This is a genomic window from Microbacterium sp. oral taxon 186 str. F0373, assembly GCF_000411455.1.
Lineage (GTDB): Bacteria > Actinomycetota > Actinomycetes > Actinomycetales > Microbacteriaceae > Microbacterium.
Map to the genome: position 1 here is coordinate 800,845 of NZ_KE150457.1, position 17,270 is coordinate 818,114.

12 protein-coding genes are annotated in these 17,270 nt (G+C 71.4%); 6 read left to right on the top strand and 6 right to left on the bottom strand.

Going from position 1 to position 17,270, the window contains the following annotated elements; translation table 11 throughout:
* Positions 1-14 precede the first annotated feature (14 nt).
* Together HMPREF1529_RS03655 and HMPREF1529_RS03660 are read right to left on the bottom strand one after the other, a co-directional pair.
* Entirely contained in the window at positions 15-2,120 is a 2,106-nt protein-coding gene (locus HMPREF1529_RS03655) for an acyl-CoA dehydrogenase family protein (protein ID WP_016463733.1), read from the bottom strand.
* Between the two features lie 301 nt (positions 2,121-2,421).
* Entirely contained in the window at positions 2,422-4,227 is a 1,806-nt protein-coding gene (locus HMPREF1529_RS03660) for a glycoside hydrolase family 3 protein (protein ID WP_016463734.1), read from the bottom strand.
* A gap of 129 nt (positions 4,228-4,356) precedes the next feature.
* Here HMPREF1529_RS03660 and HMPREF1529_RS03665 point away from each other — a divergent pair, with 129 nt between their 5' ends.
* On the top strand, positions 4,357-5,646 hold the full coding sequence (locus HMPREF1529_RS03665; protein WP_016463735.1) for a TetR/AcrR family transcriptional regulator: 1,290 nt from the start codon (positions 4,357-4,359) through the stop codon (positions 5,644-5,646).
* Between the two features lie 139 nt (positions 5,647-5,785).
* On the opposite strand, the gene recQ is transcribed toward HMPREF1529_RS03665, so the two are convergent.
* The 3 genes from recQ to HMPREF1529_RS03680 form a co-directional block, all read right to left on the bottom strand.
* Positions 5,786-7,825, bottom strand: a complete 2,040-nt coding sequence (recQ, locus tag HMPREF1529_RS03670; protein WP_016463736.1) for a DNA helicase RecQ — start codon at positions 7,823-7,825, stop codon at positions 5,786-5,788.
* Positions 7,826-7,974: 149 nt separating this feature from the next.
* Positions 7,975-10,656, bottom strand: coding sequence for a DEAD/DEAH box helicase (locus HMPREF1529_RS03675; protein ID WP_016463737.1), 2,682 nt, complete (start codon positions 10,654-10,656; stop codon positions 7,975-7,977).
* A 58-nt stretch (positions 10,657-10,714) separates the two neighbouring features.
* On the bottom strand, positions 10,715-11,917 hold the full coding sequence (locus tag HMPREF1529_RS03680; RefSeq protein WP_016463738.1) for a glycoside hydrolase family 3 N-terminal domain-containing protein: 1,203 nt from the start codon (positions 11,915-11,917) through the stop codon (positions 10,715-10,717).
* Positions 11,918-12,014: 97 nt separating this feature from the next.
* Here HMPREF1529_RS03680 and HMPREF1529_RS03685 point away from each other — a divergent pair, with 97 nt between their 5' ends.
* The 5 genes from HMPREF1529_RS03685 (at position 12,015) to HMPREF1529_RS03705 (ending at position 16,701) form a co-directional block, all read left to right on the top strand.
* Complete coding sequence (locus HMPREF1529_RS03685; protein ID WP_016463739.1) at positions 12,015-12,389, top strand: GNAT family N-acetyltransferase; 375 nt, start codon at positions 12,015-12,017, stop codon at positions 12,387-12,389.
* Positions 12,386-13,393 carry a pirin family protein gene (locus tag HMPREF1529_RS03690; protein ID WP_016463740.1) on the top strand — a complete coding sequence of 336 codons (1,008 nt, stop codon included), beginning with the start codon at positions 12,386-12,388 and terminating at the stop codon, positions 13,391-13,393. Before HMPREF1529_RS03685 ends, HMPREF1529_RS03690 begins: the two co-directional genes overlap by 4 nt.
* A gap of 48 nt (positions 13,394-13,441) precedes the next feature.
* Positions 13,442-14,002: an ECF transporter S component gene (locus HMPREF1529_RS03695; RefSeq protein ID WP_005054446.1), complete on the top strand. Its 561-nt coding sequence runs from the start codon at positions 13,442-13,444 to the stop codon at positions 14,000-14,002.
* Between the two features lie 84 nt (positions 14,003-14,086).
* Positions 14,087-15,883, top strand: a complete 1,797-nt coding sequence (locus HMPREF1529_RS03700; protein WP_016463741.1) for an ABC transporter ATP-binding protein — start codon at positions 14,087-14,089, stop codon at positions 15,881-15,883.
* On the top strand, positions 15,880-16,701 hold the full coding sequence (locus HMPREF1529_RS03705) for an energy-coupling factor transporter transmembrane component T family protein (RefSeq protein WP_016463742.1): 822 nt from the start codon (positions 15,880-15,882) through the stop codon (positions 16,699-16,701). The genes HMPREF1529_RS03700 and HMPREF1529_RS03705 overlap by 4 nt, the downstream gene beginning before the upstream one ends.
* Here the strand turns inward: HMPREF1529_RS03705 and HMPREF1529_RS03710 are convergent.
* A complete protein-coding gene (locus tag HMPREF1529_RS03710; protein WP_016463743.1) occupies positions 16,694-17,119 on the bottom strand; it encodes a GIY-YIG nuclease family protein in 426 nt (141 codons plus the stop codon). The two genes, HMPREF1529_RS03705 and HMPREF1529_RS03710, sit on opposite strands and share 8 nt — an antisense overlap.
* Positions 17,120-17,270: the final 151 nt, after the last annotated feature.

The following is a 17,270-nucleotide window of genomic DNA, read 5'->3' on the forward strand; positions in this document are numbered from 1 at the left end:
CCTCCGCCGCGCGGCTACTTCTTCTTGAGCGACTTCTCCGAGACGGGAGCCTCGCCGGAGGCGGCGAGATCGGCGTAGTACGCCCGCGCCTCCGCCTGGCGCTCCTGCTCGGCACCGGAAGCGATGGGCGCGCGCACGTGCTCCGGCTCGAACGCGAACGCGTCGACGAGGTCCTGGGCGTGGGGGCGCAGCCGCAGCAGCAGCCGGTCGATGTACTTCGAGACGGATGCCGCGCGCTGCGCCGACAGCCGACCGTTGATCAGGTACCAGGCGAGGTGCTTCTCGATGAGGTGCAAACCGAACAGGTCACGCAGCCACCCCAGCACCTGCGCCGTACCGGCATCCGCGATTGCCGCGATGCCGTCGCTGAACGCCTCCCACTGCAGCAGCTCGCCGTGGGCGCGCGCCGCCTCGATCAGTTCGGCCTGGTTGGCGTTGAAGATCGCCGCCGCCTCGGCGGGCGACGCCTTGGATGCCGGGCGGAGCCGGCCCGCGATGTCTTCGATCATCTGGCGCACGCGACCGGCCAGCAGCTCGTGCTGCTGCTCGGCCCGCAGTCCCAGCTCGACCGAGCGGGCCGTGGAACCGAAGTCGGTCACGGCCTGGCCGAGCTGACGCAGCCCCGCACCGTGGAAGACCTTGCCGGCGGTCTGCTTCGCGGCGAAAGAGGCGAGTTTCGCGGCATCCGCGCCTTTGAACTGCTTCGCGAAGTCGCTCAGCAAGCGCTTGCCGACCAGCTGGAGCAGGACGTTGTTGTCTCCCTCGAAGGTGGCATAGACGTCGAGATCGTGGTGCAATCCGACGAGACGGTTGTCGGCCATGAAGCCCGACCCGCCGCACGCCTCGCGGCATTCCTGGATGGTGTCGAGAGCGTTCCACGTCGACAGGGGCTTCAGCGCGGCGGCCAGGGTCTCGAGATTCTCGCGCTCGTCGGGCGTGTCGGTGCGGCCGCTGAAGACGCCGTCGAAAGTGCGCAGCAGCTCGTCGTTCGCGAAGAACTGCGCATACACCTGCGCCAGACGCGGCAGCAGGCGCCGCTGGTGCTTGCCGTAGTCGAGCAGCACGACCTCGTCGCTGCCCGAGCCCGAGTCGAACTGGCGACGCTGACCGGCGTAGGTGATCGCGATGTGCAGCGCGAGCGCGGTCGCGGTGGTCGCGGCGCCGTCGAGCGAGACGCGACCCTGCACGAGCGCGCCGAGCATGGTGAAGAAGCGGCGACCGGGGCTGGGGATGTCGGAGCTGTAGGTGCCGTCGGCGGCGACGTCGCCGTAGCGGTTGAGAAGGTTGAAGCGGGGAACGCGCACGTGATCGAACGCGAGCCGACCGTTGTCGATGCCGTTGAGCCCGCCCTTGACCCCATCGTCCTCACTCTGCACGCCGGGAAGCATGGTGCCGTCGTCGTCACGGATGGGGACGAAGAAGCAGTGCACGCCGTAGTTGACGCCGCCGGTGATGAGCTGGGCGAACACGGTCGCCGCCCGGCCGTGGACGGCGGCGTTGCCGAGGTAGTCCTTCCACGCGCCGCGGAACGGCGTGTTGATGACGAACTCCTCGGTCTCGGGGTCGTAGGTGGCGGTCGTGCCGATCGCGGCGACGTCGGAGCCGTGTCCGATCTCGGTCATCGCGAACGCACCCGGCAGCGTCAGCTCGATCACGTCGCGCAGCCACGCCTCGTGGTGCTTCTCGGTGCCGAGCTGGTAGATCGCGGAGCCGAACAGACCCCACTGCACGCCGGACTTGATCTGCAGCGACGGGTCGGCGAGCACGAGCTCCATGAACCCGGCGAGGTTGGCCCCGTTGTCCTCCAGTCCGCCGTACTTCTTCGGGAACGCGCGCCGCGACCCGTTGTTGTCGACGAGGATCTGCAGCTGGCTGAATACGCGCTCCCGGTGGTCGGCGACCGAGAGGCCCTCGATCTTCCAGAGCGCCGGGTCCTTGATCATCTCGCGGGCTTCGCGCCGGGTCTGCGCCCAGGTGCCCAGGAGCAGATCCGTGACGGTGTCGACATGGATGCGCGACTCGTGGGCCTCCGCGGCGGTGTGCGCAGCCGTCGGGGCTCCGCCGGCGGGCGTTCGCGTGCTCGTGGCGGGCTTCTTCGGACGGACGGCGGCGTCGGTCATCGGCGTACCTTTCAACAGCGGGCAGGAAAGCTCATGCTCGACGGTAGGAGCGCGCACGGCGGCTCGCAAAACGCTTGCGCGCTGCCCACAAAGCGGCGCGCCTCCGCGGCATCCTCCCCTGTATGAGACCCACACCCACGTTTGGTGAGACTGAGTTCCACCATGGCTGATTGCGAAAGCCGCGGCGCCTCCGCACGGGCACGAGCGCCCGGTGCCGTCGCACCGGATGCGGAGCGCGCACGCAGAAGCGGATGCCGCGCGCGCCGGCATCCGCTTCTGTTGCTCAGCCCCGCATCCGGTGTCAGAGCTCGAGACCGTGGCCGAAGCGGAAGAGCGGGTCGGCGGTGTCGAACGGGACGTCGGGACGCGAGGCCTCCACCGCTGCCATCGACCGAGGCAGATCGAACGGGAGCTTTCCGCGCGCCGGCGCCCGCCCCGACAGCACATCCAACAGCGCCGCACTGCCGGCGCCCCAGTTCGCGGTGAGGCTCACGCCGAGCGCGGCGACGGGCGTGAGGATTGCGGGACGATCGAGGAAGACGTCGACGACGGTCGGCACCGCCGCCGCGACCTCGGCGATGTGCGCGACGACCTCGGCCGGGAAGTCGAGCGAGCCGGCGTGGAAGAAGTTCTCGAACGCCGATCCGCGCTGTTCATAGGGTGCCTGCAGCCGCACGACCGCGAGGTCCGCCTCCGCCGGCGTAGCGACCACCTCGCCGTACGCGCCCGCGATGCTCTCGTCCACGCCCTCGACGTAGAGCTTGACTCCGGCGGGGAAGGGCACGGATGCCGTCGCGGACAGCACCGCGATCGATGCGCGCTGCGCGGCCTCACCCGCGGCGCGGAAGGCCGCGGATCCGACGATCGCGTCCGCCGCCTCGGCATCCACGAACGGGTCGTCGAAAAGTCCCAGGACGAACTTCTCGCGCAGCAGACGCCGGGCGGAGACGTCGATCCGATCCTCCGAGACGATGCCGTCGGCCACGAGCTGCAACAGGATCTCGGTGCACCGCTCGCCGCCGAACTGGTCGGCCCCGGCATCCAGGATCTTGGCCATGCGTTCGGCGGGCGTGAGGTGCTCGACACCCCACGCACGCGCCGGGAACGGGGTCCCCATGATGTCGCTGTCGGTGATGAGACCCCAGTCGGTGCAGACGACGCCGTCGAACCCGAAGCGCTCCCGAAGCAGCCCCGTGAGCACGCTCTTGTTGAAGCCGAAGCCGACCTCCTCATGGGCGGTGCCGATCGGCATGCCGTAGTAGGGCATGACCTGGCGCACGCCGGCGTCGAAGGCCGCGGCGAACGGCGTCAGATGCAGCTCGAACGCGCCGCCCGGGTAGATCTGTTCGCGGCCGTAGGCGAAATGGGGGTCTTCGCCGTCCTTCTGCGGCCCGCCTCCGGGGAAGTGCTTCACCATGGTCGACACCGAGCCGGGCCCGAACGCCTCGCCCTGGAACCCGCGGATGTAGGCGGCGCCGAGGCGCGCCGACAGCTCGGCATCCTCTCCGAACGTCTGCAGCTGGCGCGCCCACCGGGGCTCGGTCGCGAGGTCGACCTGCGGATGCAGGGCGACACGGATGCCGACGGCGGTGTACTCCTGCCGGGCGATGTCGCCGAAGCGGCGCACGAGATCCTCGTCGCGGGTCGCGGCGAGACCCAGCGCGTCGGGCCACTGCGTGAACGGACCGGCGTGCATCGCCGCCCCCGGATTGTCGGTGAACGAATGGCGGGGGTCGGTGGACAGCGACACCGGGATGCCGAGGCGCGTGGAGGCCGCGAGCTCCTGCAGCCGGTTGTGCCAGCGCGCGATGTCGCCGGCCGAGGGCGCGGCGCCGAGCAGGTTGAAATGCGTCATATGACGCTCTCGCACGTACTCATCGGTGGAGGGGAGCCCGAACGCGGGGTCGCCCGCGGAGAGCGCTCCGTCGGGACCGATCGTGATCATCGTCTGGAAGAACAGCCCGGCTTTCTCCTCGACCGTCATCTCGCCCAGCAGCAGCTCGACCCGCTCGTCGACGGCACGCGTCGCGTCGAGCCAGGGGCGGACGTCGGCGTCGGAGTCGGAGTCGGCTTCGGAGTTGGCCGGGGCGGATGACGGCTCTGTCATGGAAGGGTCCTTTCACGGCGGCACGCAAGGCCGAGGCGTTTCTGTGCCGACGGTACACGAAACCCGACCGCTTGGTAACTACTCTCGGATGCGCCCTGAGGACCGGGTTAGGGTGAGCGGGGAGGCACGATGACGACGGCACCGACGCGGACGCGCAACGTCGCGGCGACGCGCGACCGCATCGTCGAGGCCGCACGCGAGGTCTTCATCTCGCGCGGCTACCGCGCGGCGTCGCTGCGCGATGTCGCGGCAGCGGCGGACATCAGCCATCCGGGCCTTCTCAAGCACTTCGCGACGAAGGACATGCTGCTCACCGCGGTCATCGCCGGCTTCGACCGGTCGGCCGAGACGGTCCTCGCCGACCGCGATGCCGCGAGGGATGCCGGCGCCCTGCTCTTCTCGTCCGTCGCGGCGAGGAACGAGACGATCGAGGGCTATCTCGCCCTGTACGCGGCGCTCGTCGGCGAAGGCTCCACCCGGGGACACCCCGCGCACGCCGCCATGCGCGAGCGCTACAGCCGGCTGCGCGAGGTGTTCGTCGCGCAGCTGTCCGAGGCCCGCACCGTCGGCGCCGTGCATCCCCGCCGCGATGTGCACGGTGAGGCCATCCGTATCGCGGCCGTCTGGGACGGCCTGCAACTGCTCCAGCTCTACCTGCCCCGGCGCGTGGATCTGGTCGCGCTGCTCACCGAGATGCAGGAGATGCTGGTCGCGGCACCGGGCTCGACGGATCCGGCAGGACCCGATGCGGGCGAGGGCGTCGCGGCATCCGCCTCTCCCGCACCCTGGCCGGCGCTCGATCTCGTGGGCGAGGAGCCCGAGGCGACCCAGACGACCGAGGGCTACCGTGTCGGGCGCGAGCGCCGCTCGCGGATCGTCCGTGATGCGACGGCGCTGTTCGCCCGGGATGGATACGCCGAGACGAGCCTGCGAGGGATCGCCGAGCGCGTGGGGGTGTCCAAGTCGACCCTGCTGCACCACTACCCGTCGAAGGATGCTCTGCTGCGCGCCGTCCTGGCCGAGCGCGACCGTGCCGTCTCGGTGTCGCCGCCGGCCCACGTCGAGCGCGCCGCCGATGCGCTGCGGGATCTGCCCCGCAACGCCGCAGCGAATGCGGCCTCCGCGCCCGGACTCATCGAGGTCTACGCGGTGCTCTCGTGCGAGGCGCTGCCGCCGGACCATCCGGCCCACGACTACTTCGCGCAGCGCTTCGCCACGACGATCGAGTACTTCACCGCCGTCCTCCGCGCGGCACAGCGAGATGGTGACCTGCCGACGCACCGCGATCCCGCGCGTGAGGCCATCCGCCTCGTCGCGCTCTGGGACGGCTTGCAGTACCAGTGGCTGTACGACCGCGAGAGCGTCGACGTGGCCGCAGAGCTCGCCGCCCACCTCGACGACATCCTCCCCCGACGCTGACCGAGGGGCGCGCGGCGCGGGTAGCCACACCGCCCCCCACGCACCAGCTTCGGAGACCCGCAACAGATCCGGACGTGGGATGCCGCGGCATCCGCATCCGTTGTCCATCTCCGTATCCGGTCGTCGCGCGACGCTGGCGTCAGTGGGCGGCGATGACCGCGAGCACGCCCTCGCCGTACGCTTCGCGCTTTTTCGCACCGATACCGGTGATGCCGTCGAGCGCGGCGATGGATGCCGGGCGCTGCTCGGCCAGGGCCCGCAGCGTCGCATCGCCGAAGACGATGTACGCGGGCACGCCCTGCTCCTTCGCCACCCCGGCGCGCCAGGCGCGAAGGGCTTCGAAGAGGTCGCGGTCACCGTCGGCCACAGCATCCGAGGCCGCCGCCTTGCGCACGCGCGGGGCGCCCCCGCCGCGTCCGAGCACATCGCGGCGCAGCGGCACGGGGGTCTCCCCGCGCAGCACCGCCGCACCCTCGTCGCCGACCGCGAGCACGCCGTACTCGCCACGGGCGACGATGACGCCACGGGCGAGCAGCTGTCGGATGACGCTGCGCCAGTCCTGGTCGCTGAGGTCCGCTCCCAATCCGTACGTCGCGAGCGCGTCGTGGCCCTGCTGACGGATGCGCTCGGTCGATGCTCCGCGGAGGATGTCGACGAGGTGTCCGGCGCCGAACGCCTGGTTGCGCTCGCGCTGCAGCCGCACGATCGTCGACAGCAGCTTCTGCGCGGGAACCAGCCCGTCCCAGGTGTCGGGGCTGTCGAGGCAGGTGTCGCAGTTGCCGCAGGGCTCGGAGCTCTGCCCGAAGTAGGCGAGGAGGTTCTGCCGACGGCACGACACCGTCTCGCAGAGCGCGAGCATCGCGTCGAGGTGCTGGCCGAGCCGCATCTTGTACGACCGCTCCCCCGGCGATTGGTCGATGAGACGCCGCTGCTGCACCACGTCGCCGAGCCCGTAGGCCATCCACGCGATGGCGGGGTCGCCGTCCCGGCCGGCGCGACCCGTCTCCTGGTAGTAGCCCTCGACCGACTTCGGCAGGTCGATGTGGGCGACGAAGCGCACGTCCGGCTTGTCGATGCCCATCCCGAACGCGATCGTGGCGACCATCACCACGCCGTCTTCGCGAAGGAAGCGCTGCTGGTGGTGGGCGCGCACCGCGGCATCCAATCCCGCGTGATACGGCAGAGCGTCCACGCCCTGCGTGCGCAGATACTCGGCCGTCTGCTCCACCGACTTGCGGCTGAGGGCGTAGACGATCCCGGCAGAGCCGGCCGGCTGGGCGCGGACGAACTGCAGCAGCTGACGGCGCGGATCGACCTTCGGCTCGATGCGGTACTGGATGTTGGGCCGGTCGAAGCTCGCGACGAAATGCCGCGCGTCGGGCAGGCGCAGCCGCTCGGTGATCTCCTGATGGGTCGCGTGGGTGGCCGTCGCGGTGAGCGCCATGCGCGGCACCCCGGGGAACCGATCGGTCAGGTCGCCGAGGGCGAGGTAGTCGGGACGGAAGTCGTGACCCCACTGGCTGACGCAGTGCGCCTCGTCGATGGCGATCACACTCAGCGTGCCCCGCTGCAGCAGGGCGCTCGTCGCAGGAGCGCTGAGGCGTTCGGGCGCGATGTAGAGCAGGTCGAGCTCGCCGGCGAGGAAATCCTGTTCGACGCCGGCACGTTCGGCTGGATTCTGGGTGGAGTTCAGGTACGCCGCCCGCACACCGTTGGCCCGCAGGGCGTCGACCTGGTCGTGCATCAGTGCGATGAGCGGGCTGATTACGAGCCCCGTGCCGGTACGAACGAGCGCGGGCACCTGATACGTGATCGACTTGCCGCCGCCGGTGGGCATGAGCACCACGGCGTCGCCGCCCGCGACGACGTGCGCCACGATGTCGGCCTGATCGCCGCGGAACTCGTCGTAGCCGAAGACCTCCTTCAGCACCGCCCTCGGATCGGTCGAGCGCGGCGGGCGGGCGACCGCGGCGGCGCGTCGCGCCGGGGCGCCGCCGGATGCCGCAGCCGGGGCCGCGGCGTCCGGAGCCGTGTCGCGCGTCGCCCGAGCGAGCGCACCGGCATACCCGTCGTACTCCGGCGGGGGCGCCATGTCGAACTCGTCGGGCGGCGTCAGCTCATCCACATCCCACGGCACGTCCGCGTAGGGGTCGTCGTACCGATCGGTGGCTGCACTCACCCGTCCAGGCTAGCCGCGGCATCCGACACGCGACGCCGTCCTCCCCACCCGCCCCGCCGAGCCGTCACGATCGCACCGAGCCGCCACGACAGATGATGGCGGCTCGCGCGGAACATAGCGGCTCGCGAGTGGTAGAGGTGGGAGGGGGCCTACAGCCGCACGAGCTCGGTCACGCGGACGACGGCGGCGCCCTCCTCGACGGATGCCGCGAGATCGACCTCGGCCCGGATGCGCCAGTCGTGGTCGCCGGCCGGATCGTCGATCGTCTGCTCGACGCGCCAGAGGCCGGATGCCGCGGCATCCGCCGTGTCGATCACGCAGAGCCGCGGCGAACGGGCCGGCCCACCGGTGAGGATCTGGTCGTGCTCGTCGTAGTAGCGGTCGAGGGCTTCGGGCCAACCGACCTCGGGATCGAGGGCCACCAGCGCGTCGTCGTCCTGCAGAGCCGCGAGCTGCACCCGCCGGAACAGCTCGTTGCGCACGAGCACCGTGAAGGCACGCTCGTTCGTGAGGATGGAGGGCGGCGCCGGCGGCACGACCGGAGCGCCGTCCTCGGGCAGCACCGCCGTGGGGTCGATGAGCGCCGACCACTCGTCGACGAGACTCGAGTCGACCTGGCGCACGAGCTCGCCGAGCCACTCGATGATGTCGCGCAGCTCGTCGGTGCGCGCATCGGCGGGAACGGTCTGGCGGATCGCCCGGTCGGCGTCGGAGAGGTAGCGCAGCACCAGTCCTTCACTGCGCGAGAGTTGGTAGAAGGAAACATATTCCGCGAACGACATGGCTCGCTCGAACATGTCGCGGACCACCGACTTCGGACTCAGCTCGAAATCGCGCACCCACGGCTGCGAGGACGCGAACACCTCGAACGACTGGGTGAGCAACTCGGCGAGCGGCTTCGGATAGGTGATCTCCTCGAGCAGCGCCATGCGCTCGTCGTACTCGATGCCGTCGCGTTTCATCGCGGCGACCGCCTCGCCCCGAGCGCGGTACTCCTGCTGCGCGAGAATGGCGCGCGGATCGTCGAGTGTGGCCTCGATGACGCTCAGGACATCGAGGGCGTAGTGGCCGGTGCCGATGCCGCCCGGGGCGACGGGGGCGGGGGCGGTCGCGGGGGCGGGCTGTTCATAGCTCCGGAAGGACGACGCATTTTCGTTGGAACCGGGCGCTGTGGGCTCCTCGGCGGCGAGATCTCCGGAGTTGTGAACACGCGCCCCGGCGCCCGGAGCCATGTCGTCGTCCGGCGACAGCAGCTCGATCGCGGCGAGCGCGAAGGGCGACAGCGGTTGGTTGAGGGCGAAGTTCGGCTGCAGGTCGACGGTGAGCGCGATGTGAGGGCGCGATGGCGCGGAGCGGTCGATCTCGACGATCCCGGCATCCACGAGCGTGCGGAAGATCGCGATGGCGCGTCGGGCGAGGGCGAACCGACGCGCGGCCGGCTCGTGGTTGTCGAACACGAGTGCGCGCACGTGGTCGAAGACGTCTCCCCCGCGGCCGATGACGTTGATCAGCATCGCGGCGGTGAGCTTCAGCTGCGGCACGAGCGGCTCGGGAGCGGCGGAGATGAGCCGCTCGTACGACCCCTCTCCCCAGTTGACGACGCCGGTGGGGGCCTTCTTGCGGACGATCTTCTTGCGCTTGGCCGCGTCGTCGCCGGCCTTCGCGAGAGCGACCGCGTTCTCGATCTCCCACTCGGGGGCCATGACCACGACGTTGCCGTGGGTGTCGTAGCCGGCGCGCCCCGCACGGCCGGCGACCTGGTGGAACTCGCGCGCGCTGAGCTGGCGCATCTTCGTGCCGTCGTACTTGCTCAGCGCCGTGATCATGACGGTGCGGATGGGCACGTTGATGCCGACCCCGAGCGTGTCGGTGCCGCAGATCACCCGCAGCAGCCCGCGTTGGGCGAGGGTCTCGACGAGTCGCCGATAGCGCGGCAGCATGCCCGCGTGGTGCACGCCGATGCCGGCCCGAACGAGCCGCGACAGCGTCTTGCCGAAACCCGTCGTGAAGCGGAATCCGCCGATGGCGTCGGCGATCTCGTCGCGCTGGGCGCGTGTGGTGAGGGTGACGGATGCCAGGGCCTGCGCACGCTCGAGGGCCGCCGCCTGTGCGAAGTGCACGATGTAGACCGGCACCTCACGCTCGTCGACGAGCATCGTCAGCACCTCGTGCACCGGCCGGCGCTCGTACGAGAAGTGCAGCGGCACCGGCCGCTCGACGCCGGTGACGAGCGCCACGGGGCGCCCCGTGCGGCGCTCGAGGTCTTCGGCGATCGGCGTCACGTCGCCGAGGGTGGCCGACATCAGCAGGAACTGCGCCTGCGGCAGCAGCAGGAGCGGCACCTGCCACGCCCATCCCCGGTCGGGGTCGCCGTAGTAGTGGAACTCGTCCATGACGACCTGATCGACCTGCGCATCCGCGCCGTGACGGAGGGCGATGTTGGCGAGGATCTCCGCGGTGCAGCAGACGATCGCGGCATCCGGGTTCACCGACGAGTCGCCGGTGACCATGCCGACGTTCTCGGCGCCGAACACCTCGACCAGCGCGAAGAACTTCTCACTGACCAGCGCTTTGATCGGCGCGGTGTAGTACGAGCGGCCGCCCGCGGCGAGGCAGGCCGCGTGAGCGGCGATCGCGACGAGCGACTTGCCGGTACCCGTCGGTGTCGACAGGATCACGTTGGCACCCGAGACCAGCTCGATGACGGCCTCGTCCTGCGCGGGGTACAGTGCCAGCCCACGGCCGGCGGCCCACGCGACGAAGCCCTCATACGCGGCATCCGCCGTCGCTCCGACGGGCACGAGGTCGGTCAGTGCCGCAGGCGAGGTCATTCCCCGAGTCTGCCAGGCGCGGCGGCGCCCGCGGTCGCGCGGCGCTGCGGCGGTGCAGTCAGGGGCGCGCAGCCTTGGCGGCGAGCACGTGCCGCGCGGCGTCGTCCACCCGCTGCGCGAACACGGGGTCGGCCTGCGCTTTGGCGAGCACCGCGTCGTACATCTCCGCGAACACGCTCGGATCGGTCGATGCCAGCACGACGTCGACCCCGGCGCTCACGGCGAGCACGGCGCGATCGGCCGGGCTCCACGCCTGCACCGCCTGGGCGGCGGAGAGGTCGTCGGTGACGAGCATCCCGTCCGTGCCGACGAGGGCCCGGGCAAGGCCCACGACCGTCGGCGAGAACACCGCCGGGGTCGAGGGGTCGATGTTCTGGTAGATCGCGCTCGAGACCATCACGGCGGCGGGGCCGCCTCGCAGGAGGCTGCGGTAGACCGCGACGTCGGGGCCGTCCGCGGTGACGGTCGTGTCGACCACGTTCGCCGTGGTGTCGGTGTTGGCGGTGACGTGGCCGAGCCCCGGAAAGTGCTTGAACACCGGCATGACGTCCGAGGCCCGCATCCCGTCGGCGAACGCACCGGCCTTCGCGACCACGGTCGCCTCGTCGTACCCGTACTGACGGCCGAGCGCCCCGATGGGCGGATTGTCGAAGCGGGTCGCCTCGCTCGTGACGATGTCCACGACGGGCGCGAGGTTCAGCGTGACGCCGGCGGCGGCGAGCTGCTGTCCCCACGTCGTGGCCGATGCGCGCAGCTGGTCGTCGGGCAGGTCGGCCTGCCGGATCGCGTACGGGATGTCGTCGAACCCCGGCCCGGTGAGCACCTGGACCTCGCCGCCCTCCTGGTCGGTGGAGACCCAGATCGGGATGCCGTCGGCATCCGCGCTCGTGAACGAGCCGACGAGCGCGGCGACCGCCGCGGCCCCCGCCTGCGAGCGCCCGTGCAGGAAGATGCCGCCCGCGTGCCGGTCCGTGACGGCCGACATGGTCGCGGGCATCGCCGCGTCGATCTGCGTACCGACGATGAAGAGCTGTCCGACGCGCTGGCGCAGGTCGAGCCCGGCGAGCGGGTCGACCGTGGGCGTCGGGGTGGGAGTCGGAGACGGGCTCGGCGCCGACGGAGACGGAGACGGTGACGGAGACGGAGACGGGCCGTAGGCGCCGCAACCGGTCAGCGCGACGGCGATGACGGCGGCTGCCGCGGCAGAGCGCACGGCGCGCACAAGGGGTCGCGAACGGCGGCGGGGGGAGAGGGATGTCACCCCGCCATCCTCCCCATTCACGCCTCGCAACGACAGGCCTGGTGCCGTTGCGCAGAACCGGCCTACGGTGGGAGGACATCTTCACGAAAGGGACGTCATGAGCGACGACATCCGCATCGCCCGCAACGACGACGCCGACCGCTACGAGATCCTCGTCGACGGCCGGGTCGCCGGTTTCACCGAGTACGAGGAGGATGCCGAGGGCCGCCACGTCTTCCCGCACACGGAGATCGACCCCGCCTACGGCGGACGCGGGCTCGGCACGAAGCTCGTCGCGGCGGCGATGGAGGGTGAGGCCGCACGCGGCGTGAGCGTGGTGCCGGTGTGCCCCTTCGTCGTGCGATACCTGCAGAAGAACGAGGTGCCCGGCCTCGCTGTCGCGTGGCGCGAGGGTGACGTCGAGGCGGCGGCCCACGCGTCGACGGCCGAGCCGACCCCGGGCGACGAAGGAGTCGGGTCGTCCCGCGGATGACGAGGCTCGACGACGCGGCCCCTGGCCTGGCCGGACCGACCGCCTGCGACGGACCCCGCGCACTGCTGCTCGAGGCCCGCGAGGTCCCTCTCGGCGGCGTGCGGGCGATGGAGGTGCACCGCAGTCTGCCCCAGCGTGCCCTGCCGATGGTCGGCGCCTGGTGCTTCCTCGACCGATTCGGTCCGCAGACGGCGCGCATGCGCGTGGAACCGCACCCCCACATCGGCCTGCAGACGGTGACCTGGCCGCTCGTCGGCGAGGTGCGCCACCGCGACACCCTCGGCAACGACGTGGTGGTCAGCCGCGGCGTGCTGAACCTCATGACCAGCGGTGCCGGGATCGCGCATTCCGAGTACTCCCTGGGTGAAGACGCCGTGCCGCTGGACGCGCTGCAGCTGTGGGTGGCCCTCCCCGAGACGCGTCGGCACGGTGCGGCGGAGTTCGAGCGCCACGAGGACCTCCCGACCGTCGCCCTCGACGGCGGGCCGGACGCCGGCGGCGCCACGGCGACGGTCGTCGTCGGCGACTTCGCCGGCGCACGCTCGCCCGCGACGATGCACACGCCGATCGTCGGCGCCGAGATCCACGTGCCCGCAGGATCGCGTGTGCGCCTTCCACTCGATCCGGTCTGGGAGTACGCCCTCGTCGGCGTCGCCGGAGCGCCCGAGGTGCACACCGCGCCGGATGCCGCGACCGCCCTCCCCGACCAGGGACTGCTGTACCTCGGCATCCATCGAGACGGCGTCGAGGTCAGCGCGCAGCGCGAGACGACACTGTTCCTGATCGGCGGCGAGCCGTTCGAGTCGGACATCGTCATGTGGTGGAACTTCGTGGGCCGTTCACACGATGAGATCGTCGCCGCGCGCGACGCGTGGGAGAGCGAAGCGGACGACACCGGCACGGCCGGCGCACGCTTCGGGCACGTCATCGGGCACGCCTGCGAACGGGTGCCGGCACCGCCCCTGCCGGCAGTGCGACTGACCCCTCGACGCCGCACGGTCTGAGGTTTTTTCCCGGTCCGAGGCCGATGGCAGCGCGGCTACGCTGGAGGCGTGGCCCGAAAAACCGTCCTGTCGACGCGCGTCCTGCTGGTGTGCGCGGCGATCGGTGTGGCCACCGGCATCCTGGGCGGCTTCGCCGGACTCGTGACGCCGATCGTCCTCACCGTGCCCGGTCTGGCCATCGTCTACGGCCTCGTCCTCGGCGCGCACGTGCTCCCCGGCATCATCGCGCAGGAGGTGCTGCGCCTGCCCCTGGTTGCTGTGCTCACGCACGTCCTGGCCGCGCTCGTCGCCAGTGCGTTCGCGCCGATCTGGACCACGCGTTTCCTCGGCACGGCGCTGCTGTTCGGCGCGATCCAGGAGGGTGTCGCCGCACTCACCCGCTACCGCGTATGGGGAGCGTGGCGGTTCTTCATCTCCGCGATCGTGATCGGTGTGCTCGTGGCCGTCGCGGTCTTCTTCGCGGCGCACCTGAGCGCGTACCCCCTGTGGGCCCAGGTCGCCTATCTCGCCCTGTCGGTGTGCGGACCGGTGGTCTGGACGGCGATCGGACTCAGAGTCGGCGCGTCGCTGCGTCGAGCCGGAGTCGCACGGCAGACCGTCCGCCGTTGAGCGGGTTCTGCTCACGCGTGAGGCTCGGCAAGTTAGGTTCGGCTAACCTGAGAGGACACCCCTGACCGACCGCTGGGACGACCCGTGACATCTGCCGACTTCGGAGCGGACGCCGCGGCGCCCGACGCCCGCACGCCCGCGCCGCTGCTGCGCGTGCGCGATCTCGGCATCCGGCACGACGGTGCGGATGCCGAGGCTCCCGCCGGCGCCTCGTTCGTCGTGAACCGCGGCGAGGTCGTGCTGCTGCTCGGTCCGAGCGGGGCCGGGAAGTCGACGCTCGCGCTCGCCCTGAACGGCCTGATCCCCCACGCGGTTGCGGCGACCATCCGCGGCCTCGTCGAAGTGGACGGTCTCGACACGGCGACGACGGCGGTGTCGGTGCTGAGCGAGCGGGTCGGCATGGTGTTCCAGGATCCCGATGCGCAGCTGGTGACCGGGACGCTCCTCGACGAGGTGGCTTTCGGGCCCGAGAACCTGCGCCTGCCCGTCGCGGAGGTGCTGGCTCGCGCCGAAGAAGCCCTGCGACGTGTCGGGCTCTGGGAGCGGCGCCACGAGAACCCCGACCGCCTGAGCGGCGGCGGCCGCCAGCGCCTGGCGATCGCCTGCGCGCTCGCAATGGGTTCACCCCTGCTGGTGCTCGACGAGCCGACGGCGAACCTCGACCCGCAGGGCGTCGAGGAGGTCTACGCGACACTCGGCGAGCTGGTCGCCGCCGGCGATCGGGCGATCGTGCTCGTGGAACACAACCTCGACGCCGTGGTCGGCATCGTCGACCGGGTCGTCGTGCTCGACCGCACCGGACGCACCGTGGCCGACGGAACCGTCGACGAGGTGCTGCGCTCCCGCGCCGCGGAGCTGCATGAGATGGGTGTCTGGCTGCCCGTCTCGACCCTCGCCGCGATGCGGCTGCGGGCAGCCGGGTGGGCGCTCGAGCCGCTGCCGCTCGATCCCGCCGAACTGCGCACCGCCCTCGATGCGGCTTCGGCCCCCGCCGCGGCATCCGCCCCGGCCCCGTCGCCCGTTCGTCCCTCGGCGGCGGCGGCGGTGTCGCCGGCAGTGCCGATCGCCGAAACCCCGCTGATCCGCGTCCGCGGACTGCGCACCCGCCGGGGCCGCCGCGAGATCCTGCACGGCGTCGATCTCGATGTCGCGGCGGGCGAGTTCGTCGCGATCGTCGGCGCCAACGGGGCCGGCAAGACGACGCTGCTGCAGTCGATCGCCGGGGTCGTCCCGGTGGCGCGGGGGCAGGTTCTTCTGGACGGGATCGATGTCGCGCGCAGCGACCCGCGCGAACTGTCGCGGAGGATCGGCTTCGTCTTTCAGAATCCGGAGCACCAGTTCATCGCGCATACGGTGTTCGACGAGCTGGCCCACGGGCTGCGGCGGCAGGGGCTCGCCGAGGACGAGGTGCGGGAGCGGACGGTCGACGTGCTCCGCCGGTTCGATCTCGACGACAAGGCCGACGTGCACCCGTTTCTGCTCTCCGGCGGACAGAAGCGGCGCCTGTCGGTGGGCACCGCGCTGGTCGCGGGCGCACCCGTGCTCGCCCTCGACGAGCCCACGTTCGGGCAGGACCGCGCCCGCGCGGACGAACTCATGGGCCTGCTCGAAGGGCTGAATGCGGGCGGCACGACCATCCTCGTCGTCACCCACGACATGCAGCTGGTCACCGAGCATGCGCATCGCACGATCATCGTCGGCGACGGACGTGTGCTCGCGGATGCTGCGACCGCCGCGGTCTTCGCGGACGACGCCCTGGTGCGCGCGGCGGGTCTGCGCCAGCCGCCGCTGCGACGCGCGTTCGCGGGGATGACGCGGCATCCCTCTCTCGCCGGCGTCACGCGCCTCGCCGACCTACCTGTTCCGGAGACGGCACCGTGAGCGCGGCGATCACCGATCCGTGGGCGACCGCCGGCCGCGAGAACGCACGTGCGCTGGAGCGCATCAATCCCCTCGCGAAGCTTGCGGCGCCGCTGCCCGCGATGGTGCTGCTGGTGTTCACCCGCGATCTCGCCACCCCGCTCGCCTTCATCGCGATCGCGTACGTCGTCGTGCTCCTCGGTGCGCGACTGACCGCTCGGGTCATGCTGCTCTTGTTCGTCGCGCTCCCCGCGGCGGCCGTCGTCATCGGAGCGTCGATGAGCCTCTGGACCGACCCCGCTCGCGTCGGAGGCACGGTGCTCGCGCACGTCGGCTCATGGACCTTGACCAGTGGAGCCCTGGCGGTCGGGTTCGCGACGGGGCTGCGGCTCGCCGCGATCGTCGCCCTCGCGCTGATCGCGGGGCTGACGACCACGGGCCCCGACCTCGTGCGGTCGAGCGTGCAGCAGCTGCGCGTGCCATACCGGGTCGGCTACACGGCGCTGGCGGCGTTCCGCTTCGTGCCGCGGTTCGGGCACGAGCTCGACGTGATCCGTCAGGCTCACCGGGTGCGCGGATCGCACGGCGGCCGGGGGCCTTTTGCCGCGATCGCCCGCTGGTGGGGCTACCTCGTGCCGCTCCTCGCCGGCGCGATCCGCCACGCCGAGCGCGTCGCTCTCGCGATGGATGCCCGCGCCTTCGGCGCCCACCCCGACCGCACCGAGCGCCACGGGGTGCCGTGGCGGACGCGCGACACCGTGTTCGTCGTCGCGTTCTGGCTGGTGAGCGCCGGCATCCTCCTCGCCCTCTTCCCCTGGGCTCCTCCGTCTGTCAGCTGACCGCACCGCGGAGAGCATCGGCGACCCAGCGCGCATAGCGATGCCAGGGTGGGATGCCGTCGGCGAGCGCCGCCGCGTGCGCGCGGAGTTCCGGCGCGGCACGGAACCACTCGCCGCCCTCGCGGAGGTGCGCGAACTGCACGTGGCGCGCGTGCTCGACCGCGCGCCCGCCAGGCTCGAATGCGAGCAGCTCCTGATGCCAGATCGCGGCGAGGCGCCGGCGCGGCTCCCGGGTGGTGCCGATCTTGATGCGATCGTCCCACCGCGCGTAGTAGACGACGTCGACACGCGGGCGCGGCAGGTCGGGGTCGGGGCTGTCGCCGAGGCGCCACCCGCACACCGGGCAGGTCAGGATGCCGCCGGCATCCGCCTCTGGCCGTGCGAGCCCGCACAGCACGCACCGCTCGGCATCCGCCATGCCCGCACGCTACCCGCGCCCGCCGACACCCGCCCGCGCCCACGGCCCCCGCCCGCGCCTGCGGTCCGCGCCCGCGCCTGCGGTCCGCGAGACACCCTCTGCGCACCGAAACACCGGTGGTAGGCCCGTTTCTCGGTGCAGCGCTGGTGTC